The 11978-nt window shown below is 45.2% G+C and carries 13 protein-coding genes; 7 read left to right on the forward strand and 6 right to left on the reverse strand.

All coding sequences use genetic code 11. The features are described from left to right. Window positions 1-27 precede the first annotated feature (27 nt). The 3 genes from ACY2IG_RS05890 to lexA all read right to left on the reverse strand — a co-directional run bounded on the left by ACY2IG_RS05890 (window position 28) and on the right by lexA (window position 2031). Window positions 28-729, reverse strand: coding sequence for an MIP/aquaporin family protein (locus ACY2IG_RS05890; protein ID WP_035408708.1), 702 nt, complete (start codon window positions 727-729; stop codon window positions 28-30). Between the two features lie 185 nt (window positions 730-914). Further along, the gene (locus ACY2IG_RS05895; protein WP_035408706.1) at window positions 915-1385 is read right to left on the reverse strand and encodes a metal-binding protein; all 471 of its coding nucleotides are present in this window, start codon (window positions 1383-1385) and stop codon (window positions 915-917) included. Between the two features lie 31 nt (window positions 1386-1416). Further along, on the reverse strand, window positions 1417-2031 hold the full coding sequence (lexA, locus tag ACY2IG_RS05900) for a transcriptional repressor LexA (RefSeq protein ID WP_023467770.1): 615 nt from the start codon (window positions 2029-2031) through the stop codon (window positions 1417-1419). A gap of 211 nt (window positions 2032-2242) precedes the next feature. Between lexA and yneA the strand changes: the two genes are divergently transcribed. From yneA to ACY2IG_RS05935, 7 genes are all read left to right on the forward strand, one after another. Further along, window positions 2243-2530 (forward strand): cell division suppressor protein YneA, encoded by a 288-nt coding sequence (gene yneA / locus ACY2IG_RS05905; protein WP_023467771.1) that lies wholly within the window; start codon window positions 2243-2245, stop codon window positions 2528-2530. 45 nt (window positions 2531-2575) lie between these two features. Next, window positions 2576-3229 carry a YneB family resolvase-like protein gene (locus ACY2IG_RS05910; RefSeq protein ID WP_035408704.1) on the forward strand — a complete coding sequence of 218 codons (654 nt, stop codon included), beginning with the start codon at window positions 2576-2578 and terminating at the stop codon, window positions 3227-3229. A gap of 113 nt (window positions 3230-3342) precedes the next feature. Next, the gene (locus ACY2IG_RS05915) at window positions 3343-3579 is read left to right on the forward strand and encodes a DUF896 domain-containing protein (protein WP_035398122.1); all 237 of its coding nucleotides are present in this window, start codon (window positions 3343-3345) and stop codon (window positions 3577-3579) included. Between the two features lie 296 nt (window positions 3580-3875). Further along, window positions 3876-5846, forward strand: coding sequence for a transketolase (tkt, locus tag ACY2IG_RS05920; protein ID WP_329470510.1), 1971 nt, complete (start codon window positions 3876-3878; stop codon window positions 5844-5846). A 123-nt stretch (window positions 5847-5969) separates the two neighbouring features. Next, window positions 5970-6200, forward strand: coding sequence for a YneF family protein (locus tag ACY2IG_RS05925; protein WP_012370001.1), 231 nt, complete (start codon window positions 5970-5972; stop codon window positions 6198-6200). A 120-nt stretch (window positions 6201-6320) separates the two neighbouring features. After that, window positions 6321-8072 carry an ABC transporter transmembrane domain-containing protein gene (locus ACY2IG_RS05930; protein ID WP_035408699.1) on the forward strand — a complete coding sequence of 584 codons (1752 nt, stop codon included), beginning with the start codon at window positions 6321-6323 and terminating at the stop codon, window positions 8070-8072. Next, a complete protein-coding gene (locus ACY2IG_RS05935; RefSeq protein ID WP_035408695.1) occupies window positions 8069-9832 on the forward strand; it encodes an ABC transporter ATP-binding protein in 1764 nt (587 codons plus the stop codon). The genes ACY2IG_RS05930 and ACY2IG_RS05935 overlap by 4 nt, the downstream gene beginning before the upstream one ends. Window positions 9833-9892: 60 nt before the next feature. Here the strand turns inward: ACY2IG_RS05935 and ACY2IG_RS05940 are convergent, their stop codons facing one another. From ACY2IG_RS05940 to ACY2IG_RS05950, 3 genes are all read right to left on the reverse strand, one after another. Further along, window positions 9893-10795 carry an SH3 domain-containing protein gene (locus ACY2IG_RS05940; RefSeq protein ID WP_035408692.1) on the reverse strand — a complete coding sequence of 301 codons (903 nt, stop codon included), beginning with the start codon at window positions 10793-10795 and terminating at the stop codon, window positions 9893-9895. Window positions 10796-11099: 304 nt separating this feature from the next. After that, on the reverse strand, window positions 11100-11519 hold the full coding sequence (locus ACY2IG_RS05945) for a hypothetical protein (RefSeq protein WP_035408690.1): 420 nt from the start codon (window positions 11517-11519) through the stop codon (window positions 11100-11102). A 73-nt stretch (window positions 11520-11592) separates the two neighbouring features. Next, window positions 11593-11787, reverse strand: coding sequence for an aspartyl-phosphate phosphatase Spo0E family protein (locus tag ACY2IG_RS05950; RefSeq protein WP_290772411.1), 195 nt, complete (start codon window positions 11785-11787; stop codon window positions 11593-11595). Between the last annotated feature and the right edge of the window lie 191 nt (window positions 11788-11978).

Genomic DNA, 11978 nt, shown 5'->3' on the forward strand with positions numbered 1-11978 from the left:
AGCGGTATGTGTTTGTGAAACGTGATCTTAGTAGATCAATTGATAGATGAACACGGCAAGCGCTCCGCCGATGATTGGACCAACAACTGGAATCCATGAGTAGCCCCAGTCAGATGACCCTTTATTCGGAATCGGTAAGATAGCATGTGCGATACGCGGTCCAAGGTCACGGGCCGGGTTGATGGCATATCCTGTTGTACCACCAAGTGATAGACCGATGACGACGACGAGTAAACCGACGATAAGTGGTTTTAAGCCGTCACCGAATGTCGTTAAACCGAGCGCCAAGATACCGAAGACGAGAACGAATGTCCCGATGATTTCAGAAATCAAGTTCGACGGCGTATGGCGAATCGCTGGACCTGTTGCGAACACACCGAGTTTTGCAGCTTGATCATCAGTCGCTTCAAAATGTTTCATGTAATGAAGCCAAACGAGAATGGCGCCGATGAAAGCTCCGACAAGTTGTCCGGCAATATAGACAGGAACGTCTGCCCACGGTAAATCAGAGTTTAAAGCAAGTGCAATTGTTAAAGCAGGGTTCAAGTGCGCTCCACTCTCAGCAGCGACGAATGCTCCTGTCATGACGGCAAGACCCCAAGCGAACGTGATGACAATCCATCCGCTGTTTTCGGACTTCGTCTTTCTCAAGACGACACCGGCGACGACACCATCCCCGAGCAGAATGAGGATCATCGTACCGATCATTTCCAATACAAAGTTATTCATGCAAAAACCCTCCCTTTGGATTAAAGCAAATAATGGTCTTTCTACTTTAAATTACTCCGATTTGATAACGTTTTCAATACATATAATTGAAATATAGGAATGGAAATTTTTTATTTTAATGTTTAAAGATACGAAAAATTGGATAAGAAAACACCTCTTTTGCCTGCAAGCAAGCAAAAGAGGTGTTAACGACGACGCTTTTTTCTTTTTTTAGGTCGAAACCAACTACTGGAATAATCTAGTAGGATATGAATTGTACTCGCCACCATGATACCAATGACAAAAGCGGGTAGGGAAGCGAACCAGGAATCAATGGTCTCTGACGCGATGACTTGAAAATACAAGCTGAGAAATAATAAGGGAATCACAAGTGCAGCACTATAAAGGAGTCGGATGACATCCCCAATGATCAATCCGTGTGACCAGATCGAGCGGTGGGGCATGATCTTCACATAAGGCATCCACAGGACTCGAAATGGTCCAAAGCGATAATACGGTTCTGACTTTAAATCGAGGTCAGGTGACAACCAAAGCGTACCGACAGCGATACCGATGGCAGTCGGTAACCAATCCGTTTGTTGCGTTGCGACCGAATACGCAACGTAACCCGTCAGTGCGACGGTATTGACGGTATCATGTACATTTCCTGAAGGCATGAAAAAAGACCAGTCGTAACTGGTCCCTCCGTCAATGAATCGTCCGATACACGCCGATTACCTTACCAAGAATGGAGACATTATCGAAATACATCGGATCCATCGAGTCATTTTCTGGTTGTAGACGTACCTGTTGATCTTCTAAGAAGAACCGTTTCACCGTCGCTTCGCTATCTTCGGTCATAGCTACGACGATTTCTCCGTTTTCTGCTGTGTTTTGTTGGCGTACGATGACGCGATCGCCGTCAAGAATACCTGCGTTAATCATTGATTCACCATCGATCGTCAACATGAAGACCGTTTCGTTTCCTACATAATGTGCAGGGAGCGGGAACTGTTCTTCGATGTTTTCAATCGCTGTAATCGGAAGACCAGCTGTGACTTTCCCGATGACGGGAACATGAACGATAGCTTCCGTGATTTCTTCAGGCTTATCAAGCAATATCTCAATCGCACGTGGTTTCGTCGGGTCACGGCGAATCATTCCCCGTTTCTCGAGTCGATCCAAATGACCGTGTACCGTCGAGCTAGACGCGAGTCCGACTGCTTCTCCGATTTCACGAACTGATGGTGGATACCCCTTCAGTTTCACTTCAGAGACGATGTAGTCGAGAATCTCTTGTTGGCGCTTAGACATTTTCCGCATACGAATTGCCACCTCTTTCTGGATTGAAGTTTGAAATGTAAGAATATATGTTTCTAAATTCACTATAACATAGAACAAATGAGCGTACAAACAATTGTTCGACATTTTGTGTTGACCGAACACGGGTTCTGTGTTTATTATGAATTATGCGAACAATTGTTCCGCGAACGTTTATTCTAACTCATTCATTTCATATTTGGAGGGATTCATGATGATTCATACGATTCGTACTCATGCTTTTTCTATTCTCTTCTATGCATTAAGTATTGCCTTCGTGATCTTTTTACTCACACCACGCCCAGATGAAAAGGTAGCACAATTGATGACGGCTTCCGTTACGGTCGATGAGAACGCTACAGTCGAACAAATTGCTGAAGTCTACAATGATGGTTCGATGTCAGATGAGGAATACGTCAACTGGTTGATCAAAAATAATGATGTTGAGACAAAACATGTCATCTCAAAAAGCAAAATCGTTGTACCAATCGCACAACAATGACAAAATGGAAAAGTTGTGAAAGAACGAACAGGGATGTGAGGTACGATGAAGGTCGTGATTTATTGTCGAGTATCGACCGAAAAAGAAGCACAAGATAGTTCGATTGAACGCCAACGGATGGAGCTTTCGAAGGTTGCGTCTCAAAAGGGGTTTGATGTCGTAGATATCGTCTCTGAAAAAGAGAGTGGATATGATGTTGATCGGGAAGGGATGCTAACAGTTCTTGATTATGTGACACGCGATACGGTAGATGCGGTCCTCGTAACGGATGATACACGGATTGGTCGAGGGAATGCAAAAATCGCTATTTTGCATACATTCAAAAAACATGGGGTCCGCTTGATGACGCTTGATTCAGATGGAGAATATCAACTTGCGGATGCAGAAGCGATGGTCCTTGAGATCGTCTCACTCGTGGAAGAATACCAACGGAAACTGCATAATGCAAAAATCGCCCGTGGCATGCGGCGAGCAGTCGAACAAGGTTTTCGCCCGGAACGAAATCTCAATCGCCAAGGAGAGAACGCAGGACGTAGTCGAAAAGACGTACCGATCGAAGAAATTGTACGTCTTCGAGAACTCGGATTGACGTTTTCTGATATCGCCATCACCTTGCGGGGGATGGGGCATGATATTTCAAAAGCAACGGTCAATCGTCGATATCTTGAATACCGCGAACTGACACCTAGCCCGGAATGAGAAGCAAGTAACCCGTCGACTGACGCGGTTAACTTGCTTTTTTTTATAAGCTCTTTTACAGTAAGAATACAATTGAACTACTCAAGTTTGAGTCATAAAGAAAGAGGGATTCCATGTTATCACAAGAACAATTAGATCGAATTAATGCATTAGCGAATAAATCAAAAGTTGAGCCGTTATCGGAAGCGGAAACGGCAGAGCAAAAAGAATTACGTGCAGCGTATCTCGCAGCATTCCGTGGATCGTTCAAAAACCAACTCATGGGTATGAAAATCGTCGATGAAGAGGGAACGGACGTAACACCTGAGAAATTGAAACAAGCACAAGAAGAAGAACGGAATAAACAATAATCGTTCGTTTCTTTTATAGAAGAAAGAGGTCTCGCGTCAAGCGGACCTCTTTTTTGTTTAGAGCGAGTATCTTTTTTGTTTAGAGTGAGTAGATGAGGAAACATTGTACGATAGCAATACATCTTAATAGCGATCTTTCATGGATTCATGCATCCTGTATGAGTCGATAGAACGGCTATAGATAGCGCATTCATTTTAATGTGACATACTATTTAGAAAAGTTGTATCACATTTAAGAGTGTGCTAAAATGAGTAGGAATTTGTGAAAAAGAGAGAGGATGATTGTTTTGACGAACATGACGACAGTAGAACAATTAGCAATTAATACGATTCGTACCTTATCGATTGATGCCGTACAAAAGGCGAACTCGGGTCACCCAGGTATGCCAATGGGAGCAGCGCCAATGGCATTCTCGCTTTGGGCGGATCATATGAACCACAACCCTAAAAATCCAGAATGGTTCAACCGCGACCGTTTTGTACTTTCAGCCGGACACGGTTCGATGCTTCTCTACTCACTCCTCCACCTATCGGGATACGATCTATCGATGGATGATCTTAAATCATTCCGTCAATGGGGATCAAAAACACCGGGTCATCCGGAATACCGTCACACGGCTGGTGTAGATGCAACAACGGGTCCACTTGGTCAAGGGATCGCGATGGCAGTTGGTATGGCAATGGCAGAACGTCATCTTGAAGCAAAATACAACCGTGACGATCTCAACGTCGTCGATCACTTCACATACGGAATTTGTGGAGATGGAGACTTGATGGAAGGTGTCTCAGCTGAAGCGGCTTCACTCGCAGGTCACCTTGGTCTTGGAAAATTAGTCGTATTGTATGATTCAAACGATATCTCACTTGATGGCGATCTCGACAAATCATTCTCTGAAAACGTCCAGAAGCGCTTCGAAGCGTATAACTGGCAAGTCATTCGCGTAGAAGACGGAACGGATATCGATTCCATTTCGAAAGCAATCGCGACGGCACAGGCAGAGACGACAAAACCAACATTGATCGAAGTCAAAACAGTCATCGGTTTCGGTTCACCGAACAAATCAGGGAAGTCGGCTTCTCACGGTGCACCACTTGGTGAAGCAGAAATCAAATTGACGAAAGCAAGCTACATTTGGGATCACGAAGAGTTCTACGTACCTGAAGAAGTCAAATCATTGTTTGACGAGCGAATCGTCCAACGTGGTGCTTCTGCAGAAGACGCATGGAACGAGACAATGAAACAATACGAAGCAGCGCACCCAGAATTGCATGCTGAACTCGTTCGCGCGATTGCAAACGAATTGCCAAGCAACTGGGAAGCAGACCTTCCGACATACGACTTGTCGTCGAAAAAAGCAACGCGTCAAACAAGCGGTGAAGTCTTGAATGGTCTCGCGAAGAACGTTCCGACATTGTTCGGTGGTTCAGCTGACCTTGCAGGATCAAACAACACGATGCTTAAAGGCGAAGCAGACTTCGATATCGATCCAAGCGGTCGCAACATCTGGTTCGGGGTACGTGAATTCGCAATGGCAGCAGCTGTCAACGGTATGGCACTTCACGGCGGCGTCATTCCTTACGGCGCGACATTCTTTGTCTTCTCGGATTACCTCCGTCCGGCGGTTCGTCTTGCTGCATTAATGGGACTTCCATCAATCTTCGTCTTGACGCACGACTCGATCGCTGTCGGTGAAGATGGTCCAACACACGAGCCAGTCGAACACTTGATGAGCTTCCGTGCAATGCCGAACGTCACGATCTACCGTCCAGCAGACGGAAAAGAGACGATCGCAGCATGGAAAACAGCAGTTCAAGCAAAAGATAAACCGACACTACTCGTCTTGACACGTCAAGGTCTTCCTGAACTTGAAGGTACGACGACAGAGGGTGCTGAAAAAGGTGGTTATGTCATCGCTGGTGACGTTACGAAAGCTGATACACTCTTGCTCGGTACTGGTTCAGAAGTTCACCTTCTTGTCGAAGCACAAAAAGAACTTGGTGAATCAGCAGCTGTCGTTTCACTTCCATCATGGGAAGTATTCGAAGCACAATCAGCAGAGTATAAAGAATCGGTTCTTCCAAAACACATCACGAAACGTGTAGCAATCGAAGCAGGGGCTTCACTCGGTTGGTACAAATATGTAGGAACAGAAGGACAAGTCATCGGAATCGATCGTTTCGGCGCATCTGCTCCTGGAGACTTCCTCTTGAAAGAATACGGCATGTCTGTTGAGAACGTTTTAGCGACTGTCAAGCAACTCGGATAATCATTTCCGGAAAAACGGGTCCGATCTTATGTCGGACTCGTTTTTCATCTATTATCATCTATGCAAACAATTGGAATTATAGTATAGTAAAAAGCGACGTTTTAAGTTAGAGGAGGAAGCAACTTGGCTACATGGATTTGGATTTTAATTGCCCTTCTTTGCTTGGTAGCAGGTGTCGCCCTTGGTTTCTATATCGCTCGTCGATACATGATGAACTACTTGGAGCAAAACCCACCAATCAACGAAGATATGATTAAGACATTGATGATGCAAATGGGTCAAAAGCCATCACAAAAGAAAGTCAACCAAGTGATGCGTTCAATGAGTGGTTCAATGAAATCACCTAAAAAATAAGCTGTACAAAAGGGGACCAAATGGTCTCCTTTTTATTTGCTATTTTTTAGAAAGAGAACTAATCTAAAATGTGAGACTATTTCAAATAATCATAGGATTTAAAAAAGGGGGGAGACTTGAATGGGAGTCTTCAGGAAACTCGGTTGGTTTTTCCGACGAGAATGGAAAGCGTATAGTCTTGGGGTCATCTGTTTGATTTTTGTGGCAGGGTTAGAACTTATTCCACCGAAGGTCATCGGAACGACAGTCAATGGTCTGAGTGAAGGAAGCTTGACGAAGAATGATTTGATTCGTCTAGCTGGTACATTGTTACTCATCGGGGTCGCGACGTATTTCATTCGTTATTTTTGGCGTTTTCACATTTTCGGTGCATCGATTCGCCTCGGGCGATTGTTACGCAGTCAACTGTATGGTCATTTTTCAGATTTGGATCAATCGTTCTATAAGAAATATCGCAGCGGAGATTTGATGGCACATGCGACAAACGACGTACAAGCTGTTTCGATGACAGCGGGGGCCGGCATTCTAACGCTCGTCGACTCGGTGACAATGGGGAGCTTTGTCATCATCACAATGGTCACGACGATCAGCTGGAAATTAACGCTCGTGTCACTTTTGCCAATGCCACTGATGGTCTATTTGACGTCACGCTACGGTAAGATGTTACATTCCCGTTTTCATGACGCGCAAGAAGCGTTCTCTGATTTGAACGATAAGGTCGCGGAGAGCATCAGTGGTGTCCGTGTCTTAAAAGCAACAGGGGAAGTCGAATCCGACGTGCAGACGTTTACCGATCTGTCTGATGACGTTGTTCAAAAGAATCGTCGTGTGGCGAAAATTGATGCACTGTTTGATCCGACGATTTTTGGATTAGTCGGTCTATCGTATATCATCGCGGTCGGCTATGGCGCCTACTTGTTACGACAAGGCGAAATCCGGATTGGGGATATCGTTTCCTTCACTACATATCTTGGTTTATTGACGTGGCCAATGCTCGCCTTCGGTTGGTTGTTCAACATCGTTGAACGGGGTCGTGCTTCCTATGACCGGATCGAACGGATGCTTGCGATCGAACCAGAAATTAAAGATGCGAAGGAAGCAGCAACGAGTGTCTCGTCACCAGAACTTCATGTCGGGATTAAACGATTCATCTATGACACGCAACCGGTCCTTCAAGAGATCGATGTGACGTTGAAGCCTGGGAAATCGCTTGGGATCGTCGGAAAGACGGGTGCTGGGAAATCGACATTCGTTCGTTTGTTATCGCGTGAATATGACGTTAAACAAGGCGCCATCACGATTGGCGGACGAGATATCAAACAATTGACACGAGACACCGTCCGTCGTCAAGTAGCGATCGTTCCGCAGGATCATTTCCTGTTCTCTGCTTCGATTGCTGATAATATCGCCTTTGCAAAACCAGATGCATCAATGGAAGACATCATGGAAGTGGCGCGTATCGCAGCAGTCCATGAGGACATTCTCGGCTTTAAGGAAGGATACGCGACGATGGTTGGGGAACGAGGTGTCACGTTATCTGGTGGTCAAAAACAACGGATCTCGATTGCCCGGGCGTTACTAGCAGACTGTCCGATTTTAGTACTAGATGATGCCTTGTCTGCGGTCGATGCGAAAACCGAAGAAGCGATCATCCACCACTTCCGTACGGCGGATCACGATCAAGCGCAAATCATCGTTGCCCACCGATTATCGGCTGTGTCGCATACCGATGAGATCATCGTCCTTGAAGACGGTCGGATCATCGAGCGAGGAACACATGAGCAATTACTCGCTCATGACGGTTGGTATAAAGAGACGTACGATCGCCAGCAACTAGAATCACTTGTTGAACAAGGAGGGCGTTCTGAATGAATCATGATATCAATGAAAAAGCCGTCCTGAAACGATTGCTTGATTTCGTCAAACCGTTCAAAAAGCAAGTCAGCATCGCTTTCATCCTGCTGTTCATTACGACAGCGGCAAAACTCGGGGGACCGTATCTCGTCAAGATTTTTATCGATGAATATGTCGCACCGGGTACGTATCCGGTAAAGGAAGTTGCACTTTTGTTTACGGCGTACTTGTTATTGCATACGACAGGGATCATCGTCGATTACTTGCAAGCATTTGAGTTCCAAAAGATTGCCTTACAAGTCATTCAACGCTTGCGTATCGATGTTTTCCGACACGTCATGCACTTACGACTCGCTTATTTTGATCGAACGCCTGCTGGGGTACTCGTCTCCCGGATCACGAACGATACGGAAGCGATTAAAGAACTTTACATCGGTGTCTTATCGACATTCGTGCAAAGCGGTGTCCAGTTGATTGGGACATATATCTTCCTCTATCTGTTAGAACCGCGACTCGCGACGATTGCGTTATTGTTGTTACCACTGTTTTATTTCATCATTTGGATTTACCGGAAGTATTCGACGAAGTATTACGCGGAAGTCCGCGATTTACTGTCGAAAATCAATGCCCAACTGAATGAATCGATCAACGGGATGGCGATCATCCAGCAGTTCCGCCAAGAAAAGCGTCTAATGGCAGAATTCGAAGAGACGAACGTCGCTCATCAAAACGGTCGTTACAAGAACTTAAAGCTTGATAGCTGGTTACTACGACCCATCATCGAATTGTTACTGGCGATTTCGATTGCGACACTTGTGACGTACTTTGGTGTCTTATCATTCTCGCAAACAGTCCAAGTCGGTGTCGTTTACGCTTTCATCAGTTACATGGAGCGAATTTTCCAACCGGTTCAGCAAATCATGCAACAATTGTCTGAGTTCCAACAAGCTGTCGTCTCGGCAGACCGTGTATTCAAGGTGCTCGATACGGATGAACCGGAACCAACGAAACAGCTCGAAGGGGATGCACGTGTGTCGGAAGGACATATCGTCTTTGAAGATGTTCGCTTTAGTTATGATGGAGAGAAAGATGTTTTGAAAGGAATTTCATTCGAGGCGAAAAAAGGACAGACGATTGCCCTCGTTGGTCATACGGGAAGCGGAAAAAGTTCGATCATCAACATCCTGATGCGATTTTACGCTTACCAATCGGGTCGGATTTTGATCGATGGTCAACCGCTCGAGCAGTTATCGGAGGAAGAACTTCGGAAGCATGTCGGACTCGTCCTGCAGGATTCATTTTTGTTTACGGGTACGGTCGCGGATAACATTCGATTGTTCGACAGTTCGATTTCCTTTGATCGTGTTGAAGCGGCCGCGCAGTTCGTTCAAGCCGACGGATTCATCAATCAACTCGATCAGCAATATGACAGTCCCGTCGCCGAGCGGGGTGCGACATTCTCCGCTGGAGAACGTCAGTTGATTTCCTTCGCACGCACAATGGCACGGGATCCGAAAATCCTGATTCTCGATGAAGCGACAAGTTCGATTGATACGGAAACGGAAGAAAAAGTCCAAGTGGCGCTCGAACGGATGCGCGAGGGTCGGACGACGATTGCCATTGCCCACCGATTATCAACGATTCAAGATGCTGATTTGATTCTTGTATTGCATCAAGGGGAAGTGATCGAGCAAGGTAACCATCAAGAATTGATCGCGCAAGATGGACTGTATAAGAAGATGTATCAACTGCAATCTGGTCATGTCACGGTCTCTTAAAAAAAATAGCTATAAAAAAAGCCTGCCAGGCGATCTCGCCCGGCAGGTTGTTTATTTTGATTAGTAGACTGTAACTGTGACGTTTTGGCGACCCCAGTTGAGTGCTTCTTGTTGTGAACCAACGAGAAGATCAAGACGGTTACCTTGGATTGCGCCACCACGGTCGAGTACGATTGCTTCACCAATGCCTTCGATGTGCATACGTGTACCGATTGGATATTGCGAAGAAGCTGCTACGATACGCATACCATTGTACGTGATCGTATTTGTAACGTCATAACCGCTTGCTGTCAACGCACGACCATTGTAGAGTTGGCTACCATTGTTAGATGGGTCGTTCGTGTAAGCACTGACGTTCATCGTCACTTTTGTACCTGATTTTGCAGGTGTTGATTGTTTTGTTGCAGTTGCTGGTTGAGCTGCTGCTTTTGGTGCTGGCTTCGCAGCCGGTTGAGCCGCTGGCTTCGCAGCTGGTTGAGCTGCTGGTGCTTTCGCTACGCTACCGAGTGTTGTATATGCACTGTGTACATAGCGTGTTTTACCGTCGATTGTTGTTTTGATCCATGCACCGACTTTACCTTCTACGTTGACTTTTTCACCTTTGTAGAGGTTACCGACATCTTTCGAGCTTGTCGTTGGTTGTGTGCGGACATTTAATACTGCCGTAGTAACTGTAGCTTTTTTAAAGTCGAATGAGCCTGCTGCAGACGTATACGCGCCATGGACATAACGTTTTTGACCGTTAATGTGTGTTTGGATCCATGCGCCAGAACGTCCTTCGACATTTAATGTTTGACCTTTATATACATTGCCTACGTCTGCTGATGCAGTTGTAGGTGCTGTGCGTACGTTGAGTACTGGTGTATTTACTGTTACCGTTTCTGAGGCAGCCTCTGTCTCTTGGGCAAATCCTACTGATAGAGCTGTTGCTGCAAGACCGGCAGCGAAAACTGCTTTTTTCATTATTGATGTCCTCCTGACATATGCTGTGTTTACTGTTCCTACTTTACACGGCAAATCTGACTTGTGCGTTTACAGGTCAATGTCATTCGAGTTACAAACTGAGCTTGTATGACAAGAAGATTGCAAAAGAACGGTTTTTGTCATCGGTAGGACATACTAATTATGAAAAATAGACATTTATAGGTCTTTTGACTTACTTTCGATGAAATATTCGAACAATTTAAAAGGAAAACGACTTAAATATAGAAACTATGTCATCCTTTTATCGTCTAGTGATGAAAAAGTGAAATAGGTGATATGCAGATCAATACTTGACGATCGTCGTCACACCAAACGCTGTCAGATAGGAACGATGGTACAATTCCTGCATCCAATCGTTAGCGGAAAGCTGAAACGTGCCGTGAATCGTTTGGTATGTTCGTTGTTGAATATTGATGTCAATCGGCTCTACTAGTGGAGCGGACGGTAGATGGTCATGCATGCTGTCATTTTGATTTTCAATGTAGAGTAATTCGAGGACATCTCCTTCTTCCATATAACGCTCTAAGTAAATCATGAACTCCCATTGATCAGCACCATCAATCGTATAAAGGTAAGACATCGTGAATCGTCCTTGCTTCAAGGAGACATATTCAAGCGGTTCGACTTCATCTACGTATAATCGAGGAAGATCGTCAGGTACATAAAAGGGACGGGAACTAGCTAAGAACGTAAGAGCAGACATAAAGCACCTCCATCAGAAATAAGAAGTCATAAAAAAGTCAACATTCGCACTCGAATGCTGACTGGATCGTGCATTAGGATAAGAGCGGTTCGTTTGAACCGTGAATGGTGTAGTTTTGGACCGTCCGTGAATATTCTAAAAGTAGGACGTCGAGTTCATGGCTAAGTTGCAAAACACGCGGGGAGGTGAAGCTGGACTGGTCAGCTTGATGATATAATTCGCTACGTTTGGCTTCAATGGCTAACGTCAATAGTTGTTCTGTCGTCATAGCGGTCTCCCTTACATTGGTGTCGTATCCATATTCTAGCAAGTCCATTTACTGGGTGCAACGAGATTTCAGTAAAATTGACGAAATGTAATTTTTTTGTAATTTTGGCGGACACGAATCTTTTGCAACTTTCTGTGAGATAATAGGTGCTAAATGCAGAGGAGTTTGGCAAAATAGAGAAGGAACTTCTT

Source organism: Exiguobacterium sp. EF_C8, from assembly GCF_054956715.1.